Genomic DNA, 22913 nt, shown 5'->3' with positions numbered 1-22913 from the left:
CATCCTGACCGCGGTGCGTGGCGGCGGGAATGGCCCGGGCGGGCCATTTGTGCCAACCCCCCGTCCGTGCGTTCCGCCGCCGGTCAGGTGGGCAGGGTCACCCGGAAGCGGGTGGTGCCGTCGGGCCTCCGGTCGTGGCGGATGCGGCCGCCCATCGCCTCGACCAGGTTGCGGGCCAGGGGCAGCCCGAGCCCCGACGGTCGGTCGCGCAGGCGGTCGTCGGCCGCGCTCGGGACCAGGGAGGCGAACAGGCGCTCCACGAGGTGGAGCGGGACGCCGTCGCCGTGGTCGAGCACGTCGATGTGGATCGCGCCGTCCACCGCTCGCGCCCGCAGCGTCACCGGTGGACGTCCGTGGCGGAGCCCGTTCTCCACCAGGTGGGCGATGACGTGCTGGAGGCGCCGGCCGTCCGCGATGACCTCGAGGTCGCTGGGCACGTCCACCTCCACCTCCTCGGCACCGGGGAGCATGCGGATGGCGGCCGCGCACGCCGGGGCCACGTCGACCCGGCGCATCATGAGGCTGAGCGCGTCGGCCCGGATGCGACTGACGTCGTGGAGGTCGTCGGCGAGGCGGGCGATGCGATCGGACTGGACGTGGATGGTGCGTCCCATCCCGGCGATCTGGTCCCGGGTCAGCTCCTCGGCCTCGCTGGCGAGGGTCACGCCGAGCCCGAGGACGGTGGCCAGCGGTTGGCGCAGCTCGTCGGTGACGAGGGCGAGGAAGTCGTTCTTCTGGCGCTCGAGCGCTCGCTCCGGCGTGACGTCGCGGACGATCCCGTCGTAGCCGACGGGACGGCCCTGATCGGTCCGCTCGGTCACCTGCAGCAGCAGCTCCCGCTCCACGCCATCGGCCCGCAGGACCCGCAACGGCCGCCACCCGCTCACCGTGGGGGAGCGGTAGACGTCGATGCCCGGCGCCGGATCGGCGGGCGGCAGGGTCACGGCCAGGTCCCGGCCCAGCAGCTCGTCGAGGTGGTGCCCGGTGATGCGAGCGAGCATCGAGTTGGCGAAGCACACGGTGCCGTCCAGCTCCACCTCGTACACGCCGTGGCCGGCGTGCTCGACCATGTGGGCGTAGCGGGCGACGACCTCCTCCTCGCGGACGCGCACCGCGGCCCAGTACCCGCGCGCCACGGTGTCGGTGAGGCGGTCCAGCACCGGTAGCACCCGGGTGAGGACGACGGCGAGGGCGACGCCGCGCTGCTGACCGAGCTCGTCGGCCGCGGCGACGGCGCTCTGGACCAGCAGGTCCCGGCTGACGCGGAGCGCGAGGAGCACCTGCGGCAACGGTGCCCCGGCGAAGGCCGCGGCCCCACCGGCGGCGGCCAGGTCCTCCAGGAGCTCCTCCTCGGTGGTGTCGGCCCGGGTGACCGCGACGATGGCCTCGAAGCGGAGCCGGGCCTGGCGCACGAACCGGCGGCGCTGCTGGCCGGTCCACTCGGCGGCGTCCGGGAACGTCGCCGTCATGATGTCGGCCGCCCGCTCGGCCATGTCGCCCACCGCGGCCTCGAGGGCGTCGAGCAGGGACTCGGTCTCCTCGTCGGCGGCGCCGACGTCGCCGAGCAGGTCGTCCGCGGTGTCGCCGGCCCCACCGGCGTTGCGGGCCTGGAACGACTTGATCTCCGACAGCGACAGCAGGGCGTCGCCGTCGGGGCGGAGGTAGCCGGCGTCGACCAACGCCTCGACGCCCGAGACGGGAAGCCCGAGGGCGTCGGCAGCCTCCAGCACGGAGACGAGGCGGGGAGCCATCCGTCGCATGCTTCGACGGAGGCCGGGCCGATCCCTCCGTCCTCTAGCTGGTCGCGGTCCAGTCGCCGTCGGGGTCCTCGCCGCGCACCAGGCCGTCCGCAGCCAGCTTCTGGAGGTGGGCGTGCACCGACTGCGCGGCCCGGGGCACCAGCTCCTCGACGAGGCCCGTGTAGAGCTCGGCGACGATGTCGGCGATGGTGGTGGTGCCGGCGGCCCGCACGGCGCCGAGCACCTGGGCCTCGCGCTCGAGGCGGTGGGCGACGTAGGCGTCGATGCGCTCGATCGGGTCGGTGATGACGTGGCCGTGGCCGGGGGCGATGGCGCGGAGGCGCTTGATGGCCCGGACCTTGGCCAGGGAGTCGAGGTAGGCGGCCATGTCCCCGTCGGGCGGGGCGATGACGACGGTGGACCCGTCCATGATGTGGTCGCCCGAGAACAGCGTCCGCTCCTCCTCCAGGAGATAGCAGAGGTGGTTGGACGCGTGGCCGGGCGTGTGGATGGCCCGGATGCGGAACTCGGTGGTCTCCACCGTGTCGCCGTCGGCCAGGAACCGGTCGACCGGCACATCGTCGCGGTCGTCGAACGCGCACACCTCGGCCCCGGTGCGCGCCTTCAGCCGCTTCGTGGCCGGGGCGTGGTCGGGGTGCGTGTGCGTGAGCAGGATCCAGCGGATGCGGTCGCCACCGCAGCCGGCGACGGCGTCGATGTGTGCGTCGGTGTCGGGACCGGGGTCGATGACCGCGATCTCGTCCACGCCGGCGAGGTAGGTGTTCGTGCCCGGCCCGGTCATCGCTCCCGGGTTGTCGGCCACGATCCGCCGGATGTAGGGGCTGACCGCGGACGGCACCTCGTGGACGATCGGGCGCGGTTCGTCGGTCTCGGTGTCGCGGTCGCCGGCGCTCATCCCTGCCCCTCGACCGCGCCGGCACCGCAGCGGATGGCGTCCAGCGCCTCGACGGTGGAGGTGAACCGGCAGAGCAGCTGCAGGCTGACGACGGTGGGTTCGATGAGCTCGATCCGCCCAGCCTGCCAGTCGGCCAACGCCTGCGTCGGCTTCCACCAGCCGGCGTCGACCGCTTCCCAGCCGTCGGCACCGGCGTCCTGGCCCTCCACCATGGCGGCCGCGAAGAAGCGGGCGTCGTAGCGGCGCGGCGACAGCTCGGGCGTGATCCACCGCGAGACGTAGGCGACCCGATCCAGCGGCACCCGGAGCCCGTGCTCCCGGTAGAGGTCGGCCAGGGTGCGGGTGCCGTCCTCGAGTGCGTCGCGGGTGGCGTCGAGGTCGGTGAAGACCGGGTGCTGGTCGGTCACCGACCGCCCGTCGGCGTCGATGGCGAGCACCACGCCGGCCTCCTCCACGCACTCGCGCACGGCGGCCAACCAGTACGCACGGCCGCCGGACTGCACGCCGAGGATGCGGTCGGCCTCCTCGGCGGCGAGCCCGTCGACGATGTCATCGTGGTCGGCGTCGCCGTCGTCGACGGCGCCGCCGGGGAACACGTGGGCGCCCGGAACGAAGGGGGTGCTGGCCGCCCGCTGCAGCAGCAGGACCTCCATCCCGTCGGCGCGGTCGCGCAGCAGCATCACGGTCGCGGCCGGTCGGGGGACGACCGTGGCCTCGTCGTCCGCATCGGGGAACGGGGCTTCGACGCTCACGGCAGCTCGGGCCGATCGGGATCCGTCGGCGGCTCCTCCCAGGAGTCGGCATCGAGCACGTCGCCGCGGCGGGTGGGCGGGAAGCCGCCACCTGGGAAACCGGCGCCTGGGAAGCCGGCGCCCGGGCCGAACGTGCCGCTGAAGCGCGTGGCGTGGCCGATCACGATGGGCCCCGACGCGAAGCGACGGCGCAGCGAGCCGCGCAGCAGCGCCCGCACGGGCGGCAGCAGGAGGAGGAGGCCGACGGCGCCGGTGACGAAGCCCGGCGCCAGGAGCAGGATGCCGGCGACGAGCAGCAGCGTGCCGTTCACCAGCTCGTCGGTGGGTGCGTCGCCGCGGGCGACCTTCTCGTTGGCCCGGCGCAGCACGCCGAGGCCCTGCTGCTTGACCAGCCAGATGCCCACGACGGTGGCGGCGACCGCCCCGAACAGGGCGTTCAGGAAGCCGAAGGAGCCGGCGACCTGCACGAACACGAACAGCTCGAGGATCGGCAGGAGCAGCAGCAGGACGAGGAGCATGGGATGGTCCAGGCTACTGACGTCGGGGCAGTGCCGTTCCCCGCCTGGGGTACCGTCGCCGGGATGGCTGGGGAGCACGTCCGCGAGACCGGGCGCACCACACCTCGAGGCGACTTCTGGTCCCAGGTCCTGCCGCGCACGGCGCTCGGGCTCGCCTCGCTGCTGTTCTTCATGGCCGTCGCCGCCGCGTTCTCCGGCGCCGCCCTGTTCGCGTACTACCGGTTCGAGCTGGACGACACCCGTGAGCGGGTGGCCGAGCTCGAGGGCGAGATCGCCGACGACCTCGAGTTCGCCGAGCAGGCGATCGCCCAGCGCACCGACGAGGCCACGGCCGAGGTGGAGGGGCTGCTCGGCGAGCTGGAGCAGTTCGCGGCGTCCGGCCAGACCGTCGAGGAGGTGCTCGCCGGCGTCGCCCCGTCGGTGTACCTCGTGAGCAGCCTCGACGTCGACGGCCAGCCATCGGTCGGGTCGGCGTTCGTGCTGTTCTCCGACAGCGAGCGCTCGTTCCTGCTCACCTCGTTCGAGACGGTCCGGGCGGCGACCGTGGAGCCGGCGCCCGGCATCGAGGTCAGTCAGGGTGGCGCGATCCTGACGGTGCAGCTCACGGCCTGGGACGAGGGCCGGGACCTCGCCCTCCTCGTGGCCGAGGACGCCCCGAACCTCCCGGCGGTCGAGGTCGCCGACCCGTCTTCGGTGGCCGCCGGCGACCGGGTCTTCGCCGTCACCGGCCTGGGCAGCGACGGCGCCGCCCTCGTCCAGGGGGTCGTGTCCGACGTGTCGGCCACCGCGATCCAGCACGACGCCCCGATCGGACCCCAGCACCAGGGCGGACCCCTGCTCAGCTCGTCCGGCGAGCTCATCGGCATCGCCTCGCGCCGCTTCGCCCCGCTCGGCTTCCTGCCCGACACCGTGTTCTTCGGGATCCCCGTCCGGGAGGCGTGCGCCGAGCTCGTCTCGTGCCCGGCGGAGCTGGATTAGTCGTCGTCGAAGAGGTCGCGGCGCGACGGCAGCGTGGTCGTCGTCGAGGTGGTGGTCGTCGACGACGTGGTCGTGGTGGGCGCGGGTGCCACGGGCGGTTCGGCGTCCACGACGTAGGGGCCGCCGGCGCTGGTCGAGCCGCCGGCCATCGGCGCCCGTGGGGCGAAGCCCCGTCGCTCGCGCTGGATCTCCTCGCTGGCCACGTCCCGGATCGGCGCCGGCTCGCTGAAGTCGGTGACCGGTACGCCGTCGAGGGCCGCGACCATGAAGTCCTGCCAGGCCTCGGCCGGGAACGAGCCGCCGGTCAGGGCGCGGCCCTTCACCCGGTAGCTCACGTCGAGCGGCGGTTGCGGGTTCCACCCCATGAACACCGAGGCCGACAGCGTGGGCGTGTACCCGACGAACCAGGAGTCGCGGTTGTCCTGGGTGGTGCCGGTCTTGCCGGCCGCCGGACGACCGATGCCCTTGCCGGACGCGGTGCCGTTGGTGAGCACGCCCTCGAGCACGTCGGTGACGTTGTCGGCGGTGGCCTCCTCGAGCACCTGCTCGCCCTCGGGCTGGGAGCGGTCGAGGACGAGGTTGCCGTCGGGCGCGAAGACCCGGACGACCGGGGTGGGCGGCATGCGGACGCCGTCGGTGGCGAAGGTGCCGTACGCGGAGGCCATGCCGAGCCCGGAGACCTCCCGGCTGCCGAGGGCGATGGACAGGCCCGAGCCGTCGCGCGCCGGGTCGATCTCGGGGATCTCGAGGCCGAGGCGGTTCGCGACCGCGACGGCCTCGTCCGGCCCGACGTCCTGCATCAGCCGGACGAACGTGGTGTTCACCGACCGGTGCATCGCGGAGCGCAGCGTCATGGCCCCGTAGACCGCGCCGGCGTAGTTCTGCGGCGAGTAGTCGCCGATCGTGAGGGGTCCGCCTGAGTACACCTCGTCGGGGCGGATGCCCTGCTCGAAGGCGGTGGCGAGCACGAAGGGCTTGAACGCGGAGCCGGCCTGGCGGCCGATGCTCCCGGCGCCCTTCAGCGCGATGTTGGTCTGGTCGGTGCCGAAGTCCCGGCCGCCGACCATGGCGCGCACGAAGCCGGTGGGCGGTTCGACGGCGGTGACCGCCATCTGCATGGTGTGGGCGACCTCGGCGCCGTCGTCCGTCGTGCGAACCACCGGGTCGATGCCGTTGAGCGTGGCGAAGGTGACCGCCTCGGCGGCGACCTGGGCCTTGGGGTCCAGGGTCGTGAAGATCTGCAGGCCGCCCCGGTAGAGCAGGTCCTCGTCGCCGAGCGCGTCGGCGAGGTACCGGGTGAGGTAGGAGATGAACCACGGGTACCGGGTGTCCTCGTCCGTCGGCGTCGCGACCAGCGTGTGCGGCCCCGGGGCCGGGCCGTCGCTCGCCAGCCACAGCGGGGCGTCCACGGCCTCCTGCCACTCCTGCGGGGTGATCAGCTCCTCCTCGAGCATCGTGTCGAGCACGCGGACGCGGCGGCTCTCGGCCAGGGCCAGGTCGGCGCGGGGGTTGTAGCGGGACGGGGCGGGGATGAGCCCGGCGAGCGTGGCCGCCTCCGAGGCGTTGAGGATGTTGACCGGCTTGCCGAAGTAGACGTCGGCGGCGGCGCCGATGCCGTAGGCCCCCTCGCCGAAGTAGACGATGGAGAGGTACTCGAAGAGGATCTGCTCCTTGGACAGCGAGCGGTCGAGCTGGGCGGCGAGCACGGCCTCGCGCAGCTTGCGGGCGATGGTCCGGTCGCTGCCGATGCCGTAGGCGTTCTTGGCCAGCTGCTGGGTGATCGTGGACCCACCCTGGGCCAGCTCGCCCTCCCGCACGTCGGTGACCAGCGCCCGCAGCGTGCCGCGGATGTCGACGCCGGAGTGCCCGTAGAAGTTGCGGTCCTCGGCGGCGATCACCGCCTCCTTCAGCACCTCGGGGATGTCGCCCGGCGAGACGGGGATGTTCTGGTCGAACTGCTGGTAGGTGTGGATCAGCTCGCCGTTGACGTCGTACACCTGGCTGAACTGGATCGCCTCCAGCTCCTCCGGATCGGGGATCACGGCCGGCAGCGGCACGAACAGCTGCGTCGCGAGCACGACGCCGGCCGCGGTGACCGGCGTGGCCAGCACCACGGCGAGGGCGATGGCGAGCTGGGTCAGCTTGGTCGTGCGGCGGAACCGGGCCATGCGTCCACCATCATCGCCCGATTCGCGCCGGATGTCGCATCGGAGCGCGCCCGTGCACGGGTTCAGTCGGCCAACGTGAACAGCTCGGTCTGCGAGGGATCCCCGTCGTCGTGGCCCCCACCGGGTGGTGGCTGGCGGGGTTCGTCGGGGGGTGGGTGCCATCGTTGGCCGGTCTTGCGGTCGACGAACCAGCGGGCGCCGACGGGGCCTTCGACGCGGAGGTCGTGGCGGGTCTTGGTGCCGTGGCAGTGCCAGCAGAACCAGGACAGGTCGTCGAGGCGGGTCTCGTGGGTGAGGGTCCAGCCCTCGTTGTGGTCGATGTCGAGGAGGTAGCGGCTGCCGCAGACCTCGCAGGCGCCGCCGCTGCGGGCCTCGAGGGCGGTGCGCTGGGTGGCGGTGACCCGCCGGCCGAGGTGGGTGACGTGGCGGATGTCGATGCCGTCCTTGATCACCACGGCGAGGAACGCGTCGGCCAGCAGGGAGCGGACCGCGGAGACCGACACCGGTCCGACGCCGGCGATCTCGCAGGTCTCGTCACCCTCGATCGAACCGCGGTTGAGGGCGGCCAGGTCGATGAGGGCGATGACCTTCTTGTCGGGCCGCACCGCCTGGCTGCGCCGGGCCGGGCCGCCGTCGGCGGCGCCGGTGAGCAGGTCGCGGACGACGTCGGCGGCGTAGCGCTCGACCGGTTCGAACCGGCCGGCCTGGCGGGCATCGGCGAAGGCCCGGTCGATGCGGGGCTTCAGCGCGGCGTCGACCTCGGCCATGTCCTCGGGCGGCAGGCGCAGGCACAGGTTGCCCATGCCGTCGTCGTCGGTCCAGCGGCGCACGCCACGCAGGGCCTGGTGGCGACGGCGACGGGCCTCCCGGTCCCGGTCGGCCTTGGCCCGGGCATCAGCGGCCCGCTTGCGCAGCTCGGGCAGGCGATGGCGCTTGGCCGTGTCGAGCAGGTCGTCTTCGTCTTCGGGGGAGGCATCGGCGCCGGAGGACACCTCGTTGGCCTGCTCGGTGGACAGGTCACCGTTGCGGATCGCCTCATCGGTGCGCTGCTGCTTCTTCAGCCGCTTGCTGGTCGACAGCTTCTTGCGGGCCGCGCCGGTGGGTGTGCCGGTCTTGCGGGCGATGTCGTCCTCGGCCGACTTGGCCCCGTTGCGCTTCCACTCCCCGGCCTCCTCGTACCGGCCAGCCATCCGCAGCACCGCACCACCGACCAGCCGCTCCGCCGACGCGAGCGCATCGAACACCTGTGGTGCGGCATGGAGCGGGACGTTGCCCGGCTCGAGGCGACCGCACACGTCGTGCACGTTCTCGAGGAGATCGATCACCTCCTGCGGGGTCGCCGGGTTCGAAGCCATGTCCGAATCGTACTCGAACTGGTGTTCGCTCGACAAGGGTCAATCGGGACAAATCTCTCTCCAGTCACGCGAGCGCCGCCCCGCCTGGAGTGCGGGTCGAAGTAGGCGCCCCCGCACTCCCGCTGTTGCCGACGGCCAGCTCTGCCCAGCGGGTTCATGGTGTCGCTCCCGAAGGGGCGATAGGAGTCGGGATGCCCGGCCCTGCGGGGTCAGAGATCCTCGCGACGTGGCGGTGGAGTGATTCCAGCTCCTGGTTGCGGACGCGAGGCCGGGCTTGTCTGGGGAGCGGGCCCTCTTCGTCACCATGCGGAGACGCGGGTAGCCGCGAACCCCTCGAGGGATCGGAGTTGATGGTTCGGCGGAAAGGGTCGGAGGTCGGCTGGTCTCGGGTCGGAGGGCTCTGGGGTCGTTCGCCGCTGCTCTCTACGGTGGGAGTTGGTTCATCTGGTCCCGGTCCCGATCGCGTGACCATCAGCCCCGCTCGCGGTGCGACGGGGTCCAGTGGCGCTCCTGACCCTGGCGTCTCCATCTTCTCGAGGGGCCGAAGGGGAGCGAGCATGCGGACATCTGCGATGGCTGGGGCCTTTCAGGATCTGGGTCTGCGGCCAGCGCGGCTGGCGGGGTGCCTCGGCAGTGTCGAGTCAGTCGGCGCGGCCTCGATGCCGGGGGGTGAGCTTCCATGTCGCTCCAGGTGACGGCTGTCCAGCACCCGCCCGATGTGGTCGTCGTGCGGATCGGGGGCGTCGGTGAGGAACAGCTGCTTCTCACGCTGATCGACGGCATCGAGGCCATCGCGAACGGCGTGCCGTGCTTGGTGATCGACGTCGATGAGCTGGTGCTCTTCAGCGCGACCGCCGTCCGCAGCTTCGTGAGCCATCTCCTCGACCGGGTCGGTGACGGCTGTGTGGTCTTCACCGCTCGCCGCGGCACGGCTCGGCAGGTCCTCCGCCGTTGGGGCGGCAGCGGGCTCGTGATCGTGGACTCTGCCGACCATGCCCGTGCCCGCTGCAGTCCGCAGGTCGCCGGATGAGCGCGACTCCTCCGGTGCCGGCTCGGAAAGGAAGCCATGGACCCTGACGACCATGCCGAGGATGACCCGGCACCTGTGCACGTGAGGTTCCACGACGATGGTGTGCTGCGGCTTGGCGACCGGGTGATCGAACGCGTGCACGCGGACCTCATCGGGGGCCGGAGCCGCTACAGCGTCGGTGGTCGGGTTGCCGAGGGCCCACGTTGGTGGCGAGGAAGGGTGGAGTGGGACGGAGACGACGATCAGCGGCCACGTGCAGTGAGGTGATCATCGAGGTCGACAACGGCCGATCCGGCATCGCAGTCATCGAGCCAGCCCCGAACGCACCCGCCCACAGCGCCGTGGTCCACGGCGTCGGACCGCCGCCCTTCGACGTTCCGTGAACGTGGCACGGATGCACCGTGGCCGCGAGACTCATCACGGGCGGGTGTCGTGATCGACGAGGACCACCTGAAGCAGACGTCGGCGAACGTCGCGGAGGCGCTCGCTCGAGACCGCTCGGTCACCGACGTGCTCCATGACATCGTCGACGACGCCACGAGGGCCTTTCGACATCCGCGGGCGGCCATCTCCATGGCCGATGAGTAGGGCAGCCTCCGCTCCGTCGGCGTTGTTCGAGGTCCTCGCCTCCCTTGAGACCGCGATCATCCACCGGTTCGGCGGCGGGCGGATGCCTTCTCGACCTCGACCGCGGCGAACACGCCCATGCCGATCAGACCGGGGATGACCCAGTGCACGAGGTCGAGAGGTGCGGTCTCGAACATCGTGTTCATGAACGGGAGGTACACGAAGCCGAGCTGGAGGACCGTGAGCGCCGCGACCGCCAGCCAGGCGACTGGGTTGGCGAGGAGCCGGCTGAGCGGGTAGCTGCGCTCCCGCAGGTAGCGGCTGTTGAACAGGTAGCAGATCTGACCGAACACCAGCGTGTTCACCGCCATCGTCCTGGTGGTGGCGAGGTTGTCCCCGCTGCGGTCGGACAGGAGGAAGACGACGATGGTGGCACCACCTACGAGGGTTCCGACGAAGCCGATCCTCCAGAGGAAGTAGCGGTCGAGGATCGGTGCACCGGACGGGCGAGGTGGACGGCGCATGATGCCCGGCTCTGCAGGCTCGAAGGCCAGCGCCAGCGCCAGCGTCACGGCCGTCACCATGTTCACCCAGAGGATCTGGGTGGGGGTCAGGGGCAGGTCGAGGCCGATGATCACGGCGGCGACGATGACCAGTGCCTCGGCGGCGTTCGTCGGGAGGATGAACAGGATGGCCTTGCGGAGGTTGTCGTAGATCGTGCGGCCTTCGCGGACCGCCTGCTCGATGGAGGCGAAGTTGTCGTCGGCCAGCACGATCTCGGCTGCCTCCTTGGTGGCCTCCGTGCCCTTGATCCCCATCGCGACGCCGACGTCGGCGCGCTTGAGCGCTGGTGCGTCGTTCACACCGTCGCCGGTCATGGCGACGACCTCGCCGTTCGCCTGGAGGGCGGTGACCAGGCGCAGCTTGTGCTCCGGGCTGGTGCGGGCGAAGACGTCGTGGGCCTGCACGAGGGAGCTGAGCTCCGCGTCGGACGCCGCCTCCAGCTCGGCGCCGGTGACAGCGTGCTCGCTGCGTGCGATGCCCATCTCGCGAGCGATGGCGAGCGCGGTGCCGGCATGGTCGCCCGTGATCATCTTCACCTGGATGCCTGCCTGCCGGCAGTTCGCGATGGAGTCGATCGCCTCGGGCCGGGGCGGGTCGACGATGCCGACGATGCCGACGAAGACCAGCTCGTGCACGTCCTCCAGCGACAGCTCGTCGGCCGCAGGCACGCGATCGCGCCGGGCGGCCGCGAGCACCCGGAGGCCCTGGCTGCTGAGCTCATCGACCTGTTGCTCCCACCAGGCCGCGTCGAGGGGCCGGGTGCGCCCATCGGCGGTGAGCTCGTGACGGGCTCGCTCGAGCAAGCGGTCCGGAGCGCCTTTGGCGAGGATGGCGTGCGTCCCGGCCGGCAGCTGGTCCAGCGTCGCCATGAACTTGTGCTCGGACTCGAAGGGCACGACGGCCAAGCGGCGATGTGCGCTGGTGTCGAACCCCAGCTTGGCGGCCAGGGTTCGCAGCGCCCCTTCCGTCGGCTCGCCGTTCACCGTCCAGCGCCCATCGGCCTCGACAATGTCGGTGTCGTTGGCCACCGCCATCGCCTCCACGAGTGCGGCCAAATCGGAGTGGGTGTCGAGGCTTGCCGTCTGACCGTCGAGGTTCACCTCGCCCCCGGGCTCGTAGCCGGTGCCCGAGACCTCGTAGGCGCCGCGGCGGGTGACGATGCGGCGGGCGGTCATCTCGTTCTTCGTCAGCGTCCCGGTCTTGTCCGAGCAGATCACGGTGACCGAGCCCAGCGTCTCTACGGCGTTGAGGCGGCGGGTGATCGCGTTGCGCCCCGCCATCCGCTGCACGCCGATGGCCAAGGTGATGGTCAGGATCGCCGGGAGACCCTCTGGGATGGCAGCCACCGCAAAGCCGATGGCGGCCAGGAACATCTCCGAGGCCGCGTAGTCGTGGGCCGCGATGCCGATGGCGAAGACGGTGACGGCCAAGACGACGACCGCCATCGAGAGCTGCGTGCCGAACGCCCGCATCTGACGGGTGAGCGGCGTCGCCAGCGTCTCGACCTGGCCGATCATCGTGTTGATGCGGCCGATCTCGGTGGCCGAGCCGGTGTCCGTCACCACACCGACCCCGCGGCCGGCCGTCACGAGCGTCCCGGAGAAGGCCATACCGGTCCGGTCACCGATCCCGGCATCCCGGTCCACGGCCTCCGGCCGCTTCTCCGACGGGACCGACTCACCAGTGAGCGCAGACTCCTCGATCTGCAAGTTCGTGGACTCGATCAACCGGAGATCGGCAGGTACCCGATCGCCAGAGCGCAACCGCACGACGTCACCGGGGACAACCAGCTCGGCCTCCACACGGTGCCACCGGCCGTCACGCCGCACCTGGGCGTCGACCGACAGCATCTTGCGGATGCCTTCAAGGGCCTTCTCGGCCTTCCCCTCCTGGAGGTAGCCGATCCCGGCGTTGACCAAGACGACGCCGAGGATCACGCCGGCATCGATCCAGTGCTCGAGCAGCGCCGTGACGCCAGCGGCGACGAGCAGGACGTAGATGAGGACGTCGTTGAAGTGTCGCAGGACCCGGACGACCAGGCTGTCGCGCGGCGGCTCCGGCAGCCGGTTGTGGCCGACGTCCTCGAGCCGCCGGACAGCCTCATCACAGCTGAGGCCGGCCGCGCTCGAACCGAGCGCGCCGAGCACCTCGTCGACCGGACTGGCGTGCGCAGCGATGCGCTCAGGAGTGAGGGTCACGTCGATGTCCTTCGGGGTCTTGCGCTCGTGCAGGGAACGATGGCGCGCGGCAGCACTGACCGGTGTGCACCCGGCGCCGCGCTCATCGGTCCACTGGCCCTTGCACGGGTGGGCGCACGATCAGCACGGGGCAGGGTGAGTGCCGGACGACGTCGGCGGTGACGCTTCCCAGCGCCGTGCGGAGCAGTCCGGTGCGTCCGTGGGTCGCCATTGCGATGAGCGCCGCGGAGATGCGGTGCGCATGGCCGACGATCGTCCTGGGGGCAGGTAGTCCGTAGAGGACCGTCGTCTGGGGCGACCCGACCTCGGGCGGGATGCCTGCGGCCAGACGGGTCAGTCGTTCCTGTGCGTCCCTGAGCTCGCGGTGCCCAGGGCGTTCGCCAGGCAGAGCCACGGCCTCGTCAGGACCGATGACCGTGACGAGCCAGAGGCCCAGGCCGAGTTGTGTCGCCCACCGGATGGCGACGGGCAGCACCGCATCACCGAAGGAGGAGCCGTCGGAGCAGACGACGACGTGACTGCGCTCGCCTGGCAGCGGAGTCGTCGTGCACTTGGGGCCGACGAGGACGATGGGCCCCGTGGCATCGCAGACCACCTGCTCGGAGACGCTGCCGAGCAGCGCATTGCGAACGCCGCCTCGCCCATGTGTTGTCATGCACAGCAGTGCGTCGGCGTCCTCCGCCACCGTCTGGAGGATCCCACCGACCGGGTCTTCTTCGAGGACGCGGACCTGCACGTCGACGATGCTGGCGAAGAGGTCGGCCCGATCCCGCAGGCGCCGCTCGAGGACGGATCCATCCGAAGCGGCACAGGTGACGAGCACGAGGCGGCCCCTGGCGGCTTCTCGGCCGCTGCGGGCGGCGAGCGCCGCTCCGGGGCGCAGGGCGCGCTCGGAAAACTCCGATCCGTCGAGTGGGACCACCACGGTGGGCATCGCGTTTCACCTCGTCACAGGCTGACCGCCCCATTGCACCGGCACCGCGCACGGACGTGAAGGGCACAAGGTCCCGCACACCATGCACCCCCGGGGGATGTCTCCTGCTGCGGCTCAGCCTGAGCCGAGTGCCCGGACCCGTTCGCCTCCTCCAGGCTCGCTGCCCGACAGCTCCGTGAGGGTGACTGCGCCGTGGCCACCCCGTTGGTCACCACGCAAACAGCGCGGCGGCTCCCAACATCACGGCGCCCAGCGCGAGCACGACCAGGCGGATCTGAGTCCCGCGCTGTCCCACCGCGTGGGCAGCACCGATGTCGAACCGCTCGGAGTGGATCTGGCGAAGGGGTACGCCTCGATCGCGAGCCGCTCGCTCGACGACGTCCATCATTGGTGGTGGTCCGCACAGCACGACGTGCCACTTCCCAGCACCTTCCGCTGGCAGGAAGTCGTCGATGAGATCGACATCGATGACGCCTCGCCTGCCTTGCCAGCCTGCCGGTGGCTCTCGCAGGACTCGGACGACCTCGAGGCCGAGCTGGTGCTCGAGATCGTCCAGCTCGGAGTCGCAGACCAGGTCCTCAGCTTCATCGGCGGCGTAGATCAGGACGACGCGCCCACGACTGCCCTTGTCGCGAAGGGTGCGCAGCATGCTCAGGATGGGTGAGATGCCGATCCCGCCGCCGATCATCAGGAGGCTGGAGGACGGGTCGTCGGGCAGGTGGAGCGAGCCGTACGGGCCGTCGACGTAGGCGGTCTGCCCCACGGGAGTGCCTCCGATGGTGGCTGTGTAGTCACCCAGTTCCTTGACGACGAACTCCAACCGTTCGGGGCGCATGGCGCTCGATGCGATCGAGTAGGGGTGCTGCTCGAGTGCGAATGCCGAGTCGTCCAGGGTGACGAACGCGAACTGCCCGGGTCGGAACTGCAGGGGAGCGGTGTCGTTGGCGGGTTCGAGGGCGATCGTCCACGTGCGGTGCGCGGCTGGGCGGACGTCGGTGACGCGGTAGGGGTGTCGGCGGACCTTGAGTGGCTTGATGGCGCGTGCGTAGAGGATGCTGCCGATCGAGGCGGTGCCGATCACGACCCACAGGGCTTGCTTCCACGGGTCGGAGAGGTAGTGGTGGACACGGGTGATGTGGACGAGCCCGATGACCAGGATGAGCATGGCGAGGGCGCCGTGGCCGAGGCGCCACCACTCATAGGGCAGCCGCAGCCTGTCCCGCCACAGGGAGGTGACGATCAGGATCGGGAGAGCGAATACGACGAGGATGAGGAACGCTGCTCGCAGGAGGTTCACCCGCGGATCGAGGAACTCCCAGTAGTCGGGCTCCGCCAGCAGCAGGACCACGGGGTGGGCGAGCACGAACCCGAAGGCGACGATGCCGGCCTGCCGGTGGAACTGCAGCATGGTGTCCTGTCCGATGACACCGGACAGCTTCGGGTAGCGGGCGGTCAGCACCGACTGGAGGCTGAGCATGGCGAGGCCGATGAAGCCGAGCGCGACGCCGAACTCGATCCAGAAGCCCCGCTCGGGAGACTGCGGACCGAGCAGGATCACGAACAGTGGCACCACGACCACGATGGCGTAGAGCGCTGCACCCGTGATTGCGTTCAGCCTCCGCATCATCGGAGGGTCGCACACTGTGAGCGGGCGGACCATGGACGCAGGTCCCGTCGCACCCGGGCACCTGTGACGAGGGGTCATCGGGGTCGGGGACGTTGGCCTCTGTCGGCGCAGCGGCGGGACGCGCAGGATCGGGTCATGGTCGAGCTCCGCAGGATCCTGTTCTGCCCTCTCGGTTGCCGGGAGAACCCGGCTGCCGTGCGCCGCGTGGTCGAGTTGGCCGAACGCTGCGACGCGAGCGTGACGCTGCTCGGGGTGGGTCGTGAGCCGTCGACGACGTACAACCCGTTCAAGGACCGCGAGGGGCTGCAGCGCATCGCAGATGTGGAACGCGCCGAGATCGAGGAGCGGCTGGCCCGCTGGGCGGCGTCGTGCGACGCGGGGAGCACCGAGGTGCTCGTCAGATCTGGGAACGCGGCACTTTCGATCGTCACCGAGGTGCTCACCGGGGGGCACGACCTGGTCGTGGTCACGACGGACGAGGACCGGGAGGATCGAGCCACCATCAAGCGTCTGCTCCGGAAGTGCCCCGTTCCGGTGTGGGTCATCCGTCCGACGCGAGCCCGGACGCAGCGTCTGATGGTGGCGGTGAACCCCGAGCCCGACGAGGCCGAGCTCAACCGTGTGCTGCTCGAGCTCGGGGCCGCCTTCGTCGAGCTCGGTGGGGGCGAACTGCACGTCGCCCATGCCTGGGAGTTGTTCGCCGAGAACCTGGTCCGTCACGCCGGCTGCTCGGATGCCGAGATCGCCGAGCTACGCGAGAGCGAGCGGTCTGCCAGGAATCGCGCGCTCCTCGCGCTTGTCGGGGACGCGCTGCCCAGCACCGTCGACTGGAAGCCCCATCTCGTCAACGGCCCGCCGGCGCAGACGATCGTCGAGATGGTGCGCCGCCAGCGCATCAACCTCCTGGTGATGGGCACCGTGGCTCGTACCGGGATTACAGGCGTCCTGATGGGCAACACGGCCGAGCAGATCCTCGATGAGGTTCGCTGCTCGGTGCTGACCGCGAAGCCACCGGGATTCGTCTCGCCGCTCGACCAGACCGCGTCATGAGCGGTGAGTCCAGATGTCCGGAACCACCAGAGAGGGACGGAGTTGCGCGATGAAGCGGATCGTTGTCGGTACGGATGGTTCAGCGGGCGCCACGGATGCGTTGCGTTGGGCAGCCCAGCTCGCGTTGCGCCATGGCGCGGAGGTGGTGGTGATGACCGGGTTCGAGCCAACGGACTCCGAGCTGCCACCTCGGCGTGTCGAGGTTCTTCGCGCCGAGCAGGAGGCGAAGCTCAAGGTCTGGAGCGAACCGGCCCACCTCGGTGACGTCACGGTGCGGACCGTCGTCGAGCGCGGCGATCCCCGTCCAGGCATCCTCGCGGTGGCCGAACGGGAGAACGCCGACCTCGTCGTCGTGGGCCGGGTCGGCACCTCGGCCGGGCCCGGTCTGCTCCGCATCGGCAGCATGGCGGAGTGGCTCGCGCACCACGTGGACCTTCCCCTCGCCGTGGTCGATGGTGAGGGCAACCTCACGACACCCACCGTGCTCGTGGGCGTCGACGGCTCGGAGGGGTCACGCGCCGCGGTCCACTGGGTCTTGGCGATGCGAGGCGATGCCGACGTGCGTGTCGTCGCAGCTTCGGTGGACGTACCTGTCGCCGAGCGGACACCGTCGGGCGGCCCGGGAGGCTGGCACGAGGGTCTCGAACGGCGGATCCGCGACGACTACGCGGCCGAGCTCTTGGATGCCGGGGTCGATGTCCGCGCACTGGCCCTGAGCAACCCCGACGTCGCCGGAGCTCTGGTGCAAGGGGCCGAGGACGAACACGCCGACCTCGTGGTCGTCGGCACACGCGGCCTGGGTGGCTTCACCGGGCTCCGTGTGGGCGGTGTCGCGCTCAAGACCCTGCACCGGGCTGATCGCTCCGTCGTCCTGGTTCCCCCCACGTAGCACGAACCCGATGGCCTGGGCGGTGTCCGCCAGTCCCTCAGTCCACCTGCTCGGCGATGACCTCGTCGAGGTAGCGCTGTTCGATGGCATGGACGAGTTCATCTCGAATGCTGGTGCTGCCGGCCTCGGCGAGGGATCGCTCGGTCGCACGGAAGCTGTCCTGTAGCGCACCGTCCTTGATCGCGTCCTGGATCCAGCAGGAGAAGTCGTGCTGGGACGCGTGGTGCTCGATCACCTCTGGGGGGCTCTGGCGCAGGATGTGGTGGAACTCGTAGAGGCTGGTGGCGACGTGGCCGGTCGGCACGTTGCCGGTGGTTCGGAAGTGGAAGTGCAGGTGGGCGTCCAGGGGGAGCCGGACGTACTTGTGCCAGTGGCGCACGTGGCTGGTGCGGCGGCTGGCGACGGTGAAGCACCGATCGTGGTCGGGGCCTCGTGGCGGTTCGATGATGATCGCCTGCCCCACCACCGTGCCGTCGAGCAGGTCCGTGAGGTGCTGACCGGTCCGCCCCGTGGCGACAGCCAGGCTGGAGAGCTGGTGGGGCTCGAGGCCCGGTGTCAGGAGGACGACGTCGAGGTTCTCGGGAGAGATGCCGGTGAGGTGCTCGGGCCGGTAGCTGACCAGGCAGTACCCGCGGTTGGCCTCATCGAGCACCGCAGCCCCCATCAGATCGGTCCCGACGAGGCGGTGGGCCTCGTCGACGAAGACCCAGTGGGGCAGGCCTGTCTGGTCTCGCTCGTCTTCGATGACCTCGGGCAGCGACGAGATGTACGCGTCCTGTTCGTCGGGGACCAGGAGGGAGAGGTCGAGGACCACGCTGCCGAAGCGGTGCCGGAGCAGGCGGTGGATCTCCGTGGGCTTGGGGAGCGGTTCCACTCCCCCGACCGACAGCACGCCACGGAGGTCGTCGAGGCCGAGGTGGTCGCCCTCAAGGTCGACGACGAGGGCCGAGTAGCCGAGCTCCGAGATCGCTTCAGCCAGCAACCCTGCGACGTAGGACTTGCCCATGCCGGAGCCGCCAGCGATGAGCACGTTGACCTGCGAGGCCGGGATGACGACCGACTCTCCCTCGCCGGTCATGCCGAGGAGCACCCGCCAGCGGTCCGAGTGAGCTCGCCGTGCCCCGGTCAGGATCGGGCCACGGAGCAGACCCAGGATGCCATGGCCGTCGGCTTCGTCCAGGACGAGGTCGGCGTGGTCCTTGAGGGCGTCGACGGCGTTGGCCACGGCGACGCCGTACTCGCCGACTTCGAGGAGGCGGCGGTCGTTCTCCGCGTCACCGGCCGTGATGGTGCTGTGTCGTGACACGCCCAGATCTCCGAGCGCCTCGAGTAGACCCGACCCCTTGGTCACCCCGGCCGGGAGCACCATGAGCGCGGCCCGGTTGCGCAGGATCTGGCAGTCGAGGCCGAGACGACCGATCTCCTCAAGGACGACGAGATCATGTGTCGCGTCACAGGCCAGCAGCACCTCTCCGGACCGGACGGGGACGCGGCGACGGAGCAGGGCGTCCTCGAGTGCCGCATCGACTGGATCGGCGAGGAGCCGACGCCCGTGCGGGCCGCTGAGCAGTGCGCCGTTCTCGGCGACGATGCTGTCGAAGTGATCATCGACGTCGTGGAAGCCGCGGCGCAACTCACCCAGGATGCGGCCGGTGGCCAGGATGACCCGGATGCCGCGACGGCGTAGATCAGCGATGGCCGCCAGCACCGCCTCGTCGGGTCGCGCACCCTCGGTGAGGGTGCCGTCGAAGTCCACGGCAACGGCGCGGAAGTAGCCGGCAGCCATCTCAGCAGCGCCGCCAGTCGCAAGAAGCTGGGGATGCGCCGGTGGCCATGCAACTCGAACCTGCTGGTGGAGGTCCCATCTGCCCAGCGAACCAACGTCGCTCCGGGCTGCCTAGAGCAGATGGCCACAACCACCGGGGTCAGGCAGCCCCGTCGGTCAGGACCGAGTCGCCGTGTCCGGTGGGGACGTTGGCCTCTGGTCCGGCGGTGCCCAGACCGTGACAGTCGTCCTCAAGGTGCCAACCCCGAAGGGAGATCAGCCGGTGAGTGAGATCGTGGTCGGAGTCGACGGTTCGGCGAGCTCGCGGACCGCCCTCAGATGGGCGGCACGGGTTGCAGCCGCCAAGGGCGCCACCGTGCGGGCGGTCGCGGGCTGGCAGTACCCGGCAGCAGCGGGGTCGCCCGGTGGACCCGCCGAGCTCCTCGGTCCAGCGGAGATGGACCGACGCACCACCGAACACCTCCGAGCGATCATCGGCGAGGAGATCGAGACCGGCGCCGGTCGGGTGCAGATCGAGGTCGGCCGGGGCCCCGCCGCAGGGGTGTTGCTCGCCAGTGCCGGCCGCAGCAGCGTCGACATGCTCGTGCTGGGCGCTCGCGGTCTGGGCGGCTTCGACGGGCTGCTCCTCGGCTCGGTGACCCAGCAGTGCGTCGAGCACAGCCCCGCCCCCGTGGTCGTGCTGCGCGGAGACGAACCCCCGATGGACGGACCGATCGTCGTCGGCATGGACGACTCCGAGGGCTCCACGCGCGCGCTGGACTGGGTGATCGAGCTCGCCGATGCCACCGGCTCGGAGCTCGTCGTCGTGCACGCAACCGGCAGCGGCGTTTCCGACGCGGTGCTGGACCAGGCCGGGCGCACCCTTGACGGGTGGTGCGCCGCGATCAGGGAACGTGGGATCGCGCACCAGCCACGAATCGAAGCGGCCGAGCCCCGGACTGCGCTCCTGCGCGTGGCCGAAGAGACCGACGCTGCCCTGCTCGTGGTGGGCGCGCGCGGACTCGGCGCAGTGCAAGGCCTGCTGCTCGGCAGCGTCGCCGGCTACATCGTGCGCTACGCCCGACGGCCCATCGCCGTCGTCCCCGGACGTCGCTCCTGAATCAGGGAGTCCACCGGCAAACCACGAAGTGCCCGGGGGCCCTTCGCCGCCGACGGTCGGCGGTGCCGAGATGGAACCTGCAGGAGCGCCCTCGCATCTGTGTCGTGCATGAAGCGCACGAGCGGGCCGTTCTCGCCGGCCCGCCGAGGGCGCAACGCGCGAGCAAGCTGTTTGCGGCTTCGCACCGCCGGTCGTGCAACCGATCTGGCGATCGGTCGAGCGGGCTCCACGACGGCGGTCACGCTCTGTAGCGAAGCGTGACGGTCTCATCCATCGTTGCGACCCAGGCGTGAGGTCACGTCAGGCCCAATCCGGACCTCGTAGGGCACCTCCCGGATGTGCTCGACGGTCTCGTTCACCCCGGCCCGCTCGAGGAGGCTGACAAGCCACGCCCACGGGTGCTCATCGCCGGACTCCTCGGCGTCGTCGGGCAGCACGACGGTCAAGACGTCGCGCTCCAACCCCGCCACCGTCATGTGTTCCCACACGCCGGCGGAGCCGTGGACCATCACCGAGAGGCCGCGTTCGGCGTGGAGGACGACCTCGGTGCCGTCGTCGAGGACGGCGTACTCCGAGACCCGGAAGTTCGCCTGCCGCGTGGTCGCGCTGTCGAGTTCGCAGAGAGCGCCGAGGCGCACAACAGCCATGCGCCATCCTGCAACGACGGCCGCCACCTACGGGATGGGAGCGGCCGAGATGGTGTTCCTGTTCGGACTCGGCGTCGTCTACGCGGTCGCCTATCGCCTGCTCGGCAACGTGTTGGTGCTGTGGCCGTTGCTGACTCCGCTGGGCGCGTTCTTCAACAACCTCGAGTCCGGTGACATCGAGCTGCCCTGGGGTTCCATCGCCGGGTTCACCAACGTCGCCGTCATCATGGGCGTGGCGATCGTGCTCGCCCGTCGACACGAGCGGCAACGCGCCGGCGTCGATCGTCGCCGCCGCTACCGGCAGCCGGTGACGTCGATGTCCAGCGCCCGGTAGCTCTCGATCATGGTGGCGGTGAGCGTGTCGGTTCGTGCCGCAGCGTCGTCGGCCCCGGTGCGGAGTGCCTCTTCCGCGGCGGTCTTGGCTTCGGTGAGGCGGAGGGCGAGGGCGGGATCGGCGCGGCGCAGGTCGCCGTCGAGGTCGTGGAAGGCGAGGTGGGGGCCTTCGTTGAACGTGTCGAGCGCCGCGTCCGGGTCGGTCTCGGCCTGCTCGGTGGCGAGGCAGAGGTCGTCGATGACCTGTTGGGCCTCTGGTGCGGGATGTCCCGGTCGCAGGACGAGGAACGCGAAGCCTGCGATGCACGCGACGATGCCGGCGACGAGGAGCTGTTCGTAGCGGGTGAACTTACGTCGGTCGGGCATGGGGTCCTCCGTGTCGTCGAGGCGGCGGTTGACGCGCACCAGCCAGAGCGCTCCGGCCCCGACGGCGGCCAGGACGGCCAGGGTGCTCCCGGGGCCGCCGGGGCCGTGGTCGGCGTGGGCGAGCACGCCGTAGGGGTTCACGCGTGGGCGAGCTCGTTCTCGTCGGCCTGGTGCGGGGCGCGCAGGGCGTCTGCGATGGCGGGGCGGGCGGCGCGCACGGTGCCGATCGCACCGAGCAGCAGGGGCAGGTGGGTGATCTCGGAGACGAGGGTGGTGGTCCCGGCCCCGAGGGCGATGATGCTGGTCACGACGGTGACCACGCCGGCCAGCAGCGCGACGGGGAGCAGGCCGACGGCGAGTCGGGTCGGACGCCACGCAGCGAGCGCGTAGCCGCCGGCGAGGGAGATCATGAGCGCCTCGGAGTCGCGTCCTTCGGGGGTGCCGAGGTGGGAGTGGCCGAAGACCCCGGCGGTGGCGAGGGCGAAGGCCACGACCATGCCGATCGCTGCGGTGGCGAGAATCGCCGTGGTGAGGCGGTCACGGCCAGGGACAGGCGCCGTGCGTGCTGTGGCCAGGATCCGGGCGCGTGCGGCCGCGGAGGGCTGCGGTGAGCGGAGCCGGACCGTGCGGTTGACCTGGTCGAAGGCAGCGGTCCAGCGGGTGCAGGCCGGGCAGGTCGCGATGTGCTGTTCGAGGTGTCCGTCTTCGGGGGCTTCGCCGTCGCGGGTGTCGGAGAACCAGGTCCGGGCTGCGGTGCACTCGTTTGCGGTCATGACGGCACCTCCTCGATGGCCGGGTCGGTGTCGGCGTCGGCGTCGCTCCAGGCTCGGACGAGGGCGTCGCGGGCCCGGAAGACCCGGGAGCGGATCGTGCCGATGGGAACGCCGAGGGTGTCGGCGGCGGTGGCGTAGTCGAAGCCGAGGACCTGCGTGAGCACGAAGGCCTGGCGCTGATCGGTCGGGAGCGACTCGACCAGCGCGGCGACCTCGAAGGGCAGCGAGTGGTCGGCGACCGCGGCGACGGTCTCGGGTTCGGACGGGACCGGCGCCTTGCGTTGGGCGGCGATCGTCGCGCCGAGGCTGCGGCGGGCGAGCACGACGAGCCACATGCGCACCGGGGCATCGCCCCGATAGTGGGCGATGGCGGTGGTGGCCCGGGCGAAGGTCTCCTGGGTGGCCTCGTCGGCGAGGTCGCGGTCGCCGGTGAGGGACCAGCAGTACCGCCAGATGTCGTCGACCAGCCCGGCGCACAGCTGCTCGAAGGCCTTGCCGTCGCCGGCCGCCGCCCGGTGCGCGAGCTGGTCAGCGTGGTCGTCGGCGAGGGTGCGACGGGACGCGGGACGAGGGGGTCGGAGACGCATGTGTGACAAAGGTGGCGGCGAGGCCGCAGAAAGTTCC

The 22913-nt window shown here is 70.9% G+C and carries 21 protein-coding genes; 7 read left to right on the top strand and 14 right to left on the bottom strand.

Annotation, left to right across the window (positions count from 1 at the left end):
* Positions 1–83: 83 nt before the first annotated feature.
* Genes RGQ06_RS03820 through RGQ06_RS03805 form a run of 4 tightly spaced genes read right to left on the bottom strand, consistent with a single transcriptional unit; the run spans position 84 to position 3925 of the window.
* Entirely contained in the window at positions 84–1751 is a 1668-nt protein-coding gene (locus tag RGQ06_RS03820; protein WP_432429211.1) for an ATP-binding protein, read from the bottom strand.
* A gap of 43 nt (positions 1752–1794) precedes the next feature.
* A complete protein-coding gene (locus RGQ06_RS03815; RefSeq protein WP_432429212.1) occupies positions 1795–2655 on the bottom strand; it encodes an MBL fold metallo-hydrolase in 861 nt (286 codons plus the stop codon).
* Complete coding sequence (locus RGQ06_RS03810) at positions 2652–3407, bottom strand: NUDIX hydrolase (RefSeq protein WP_432429213.1); 756 nt, start codon at positions 3405–3407, stop codon at positions 2652–2654. The genes RGQ06_RS03815 and RGQ06_RS03810 overlap by 4 nt, the downstream gene beginning before the upstream one ends.
* Complete coding sequence (locus RGQ06_RS03805) at positions 3404–3925, bottom strand: FxsA family protein (protein WP_432429214.1); 522 nt, start codon at positions 3923–3925, stop codon at positions 3404–3406. The genes RGQ06_RS03810 and RGQ06_RS03805 overlap by 4 nt, the downstream gene beginning before the upstream one ends.
* Positions 3926–3988: 63 nt before the next feature.
* On the opposite strand from RGQ06_RS03805, the gene RGQ06_RS03800 reads away from it, so the two are divergent.
* Positions 3989–4903 (top strand): trypsin-like peptidase domain-containing protein, encoded by a 915-nt coding sequence (locus RGQ06_RS03800; RefSeq protein ID WP_432429215.1) that lies wholly within the window; start codon positions 3989–3991, stop codon positions 4901–4903.
* Here RGQ06_RS03800 and RGQ06_RS03795 read toward each other — a convergent pair.
* Both RGQ06_RS03795 and RGQ06_RS03790 read right to left on the bottom strand, forming a co-directional pair.
* Entirely contained in the window at positions 4900–7071 is a 2172-nt protein-coding gene (locus tag RGQ06_RS03795) for a transglycosylase domain-containing protein (RefSeq protein ID WP_432429216.1), read from the bottom strand. The two genes, RGQ06_RS03800 and RGQ06_RS03795, sit on opposite strands and share 4 nt — an antisense overlap.
* Before the next feature lie 62 nt (positions 7072–7133).
* Complete coding sequence (locus tag RGQ06_RS03790; RefSeq protein WP_432429217.1) at positions 7134–8426, bottom strand: DUF222 domain-containing protein; 1293 nt, start codon at positions 8424–8426, stop codon at positions 7134–7136.
* A gap of 679 nt (positions 8427–9105) precedes the next feature.
* Here RGQ06_RS03790 and RGQ06_RS03785 point away from each other — a divergent pair.
* Complete coding sequence (locus RGQ06_RS03785) at positions 9106–9456, top strand: hypothetical protein (RefSeq protein WP_432429218.1); 351 nt, start codon at positions 9106–9108, stop codon at positions 9454–9456.
* A 432-nt stretch (positions 9457–9888) separates the two neighbouring features.
* A complete protein-coding gene (locus tag RGQ06_RS03780; protein ID WP_432429219.1) occupies positions 9889–10044 on the top strand; it encodes a hypothetical protein in 156 nt (51 codons plus the stop codon).
* Positions 10045–10100: 56 nt separating this feature from the next.
* Here the strand turns inward: RGQ06_RS03780 and RGQ06_RS03775 are convergent, their stop codons facing one another.
* The 3 genes from RGQ06_RS03775 to RGQ06_RS03765 form a co-directional block, all read right to left on the bottom strand.
* Positions 10101–12785 (bottom strand): cation-transporting P-type ATPase, encoded by a 2685-nt coding sequence (locus RGQ06_RS03775; protein WP_432429220.1) that lies wholly within the window; start codon positions 12783–12785, stop codon positions 10101–10103.
* An 82-nt stretch (positions 12786–12867) separates the two neighbouring features.
* Positions 12868–13719: a universal stress protein gene (locus RGQ06_RS03770; protein WP_432429221.1), complete on the bottom strand. Its 852-nt coding sequence runs from the start codon at positions 13717–13719 to the stop codon at positions 12868–12870.
* Between the two features lie 208 nt (positions 13720–13927).
* Complete coding sequence (locus tag RGQ06_RS03765; protein WP_432430699.1) at positions 13928–15346, bottom strand: ferredoxin reductase family protein; 1419 nt, start codon at positions 15344–15346, stop codon at positions 13928–13930.
* 135 nt (positions 15347–15481) lie between these two features.
* Here RGQ06_RS03765 and RGQ06_RS03760 point away from each other — a divergent pair, with 135 nt between their 5' ends.
* Both RGQ06_RS03760 and RGQ06_RS03755 read left to right on the top strand, forming a co-directional pair.
* The gene (locus RGQ06_RS03760; protein WP_432429223.1) at positions 15482–16396 is read left to right on the top strand and encodes a universal stress protein; all 915 of its coding nucleotides are present in this window, start codon (positions 15482–15484) and stop codon (positions 16394–16396) included.
* 13 nt (positions 16397–16409) lie between these two features.
* Positions 16410–17285, top strand: a complete 876-nt coding sequence (locus tag RGQ06_RS03755) for a universal stress protein (protein WP_432429224.1) — start codon at positions 16410–16412, stop codon at positions 17283–17285.
* A 37-nt stretch (positions 17286–17322) separates the two neighbouring features.
* On the opposite strand, the gene RGQ06_RS03750 is transcribed toward RGQ06_RS03755, so the two are convergent.
* A complete protein-coding gene (locus RGQ06_RS03750) occupies positions 17323–19071 on the bottom strand; it encodes an HAD hydrolase family protein (protein WP_432429225.1) in 1749 nt (582 codons plus the stop codon).
* 262 nt (positions 19072–19333) lie between these two features.
* Here RGQ06_RS03750 and RGQ06_RS03745 point away from each other — a divergent pair, with 262 nt between their 5' ends.
* Positions 19334–20170, top strand: a complete 837-nt coding sequence (locus RGQ06_RS03745; RefSeq protein WP_432430698.1) for a universal stress protein — start codon at positions 19334–19336, stop codon at positions 20168–20170.
* 266 nt (positions 20171–20436) lie between these two features.
* On the opposite strand, the gene RGQ06_RS03740 is transcribed toward RGQ06_RS03745, so the two are convergent.
* A complete protein-coding gene (locus RGQ06_RS03740) occupies positions 20437–20817 on the bottom strand; it encodes a hypothetical protein (protein ID WP_432429226.1) in 381 nt (126 codons plus the stop codon).
* Here RGQ06_RS03740 and RGQ06_RS03735 point away from each other — a divergent pair.
* Positions 20816–21151 carry a hypothetical protein gene (locus RGQ06_RS03735; RefSeq protein ID WP_432429227.1) on the top strand — a complete coding sequence of 112 codons (336 nt, stop codon included), beginning with the start codon at positions 20816–20818 and terminating at the stop codon, positions 21149–21151. The genes RGQ06_RS03740 and RGQ06_RS03735 overlap by 2 nt on opposite strands.
* Here RGQ06_RS03735 and RGQ06_RS03730 read toward each other — a convergent pair.
* From RGQ06_RS03730 to RGQ06_RS03720, 3 genes are read right to left on the bottom strand one after another with little or no spacing between them, the layout of a single operon-like run.
* Positions 21112–21657 (bottom strand): hypothetical protein, encoded by a 546-nt coding sequence (locus RGQ06_RS03730; RefSeq protein ID WP_432429228.1) that lies wholly within the window; start codon positions 21655–21657, stop codon positions 21112–21114. The genes RGQ06_RS03735 and RGQ06_RS03730 overlap by 40 nt on opposite strands.
* Positions 21654–22289, bottom strand: coding sequence for a hypothetical protein (locus RGQ06_RS03725; RefSeq protein ID WP_432429229.1), 636 nt, complete (start codon positions 22287–22289; stop codon positions 21654–21656). The genes RGQ06_RS03730 and RGQ06_RS03725 overlap by 4 nt, the downstream gene beginning before the upstream one ends.
* A complete protein-coding gene (locus RGQ06_RS03720; RefSeq protein WP_432429230.1) occupies positions 22286–22876 on the bottom strand; it encodes an RNA polymerase sigma factor in 591 nt (196 codons plus the stop codon). The genes RGQ06_RS03725 and RGQ06_RS03720 overlap by 4 nt, the downstream gene beginning before the upstream one ends.
* Positions 22877–22913: the final 37 nt, after the last annotated feature.

It is taken from the genome of Salinilacustrithrix flava, from assembly GCF_041228405.1.
GTDB lineage: Bacteria > Actinomycetota > Acidimicrobiia > Acidimicrobiales > Salinilacustritrichaceae > Salinilacustrithrix > Salinilacustrithrix flava.
Note: the sequence above shows the minus strand (reverse complement) of the source record. Positions and strands in the feature narration are given on the sequence as shown.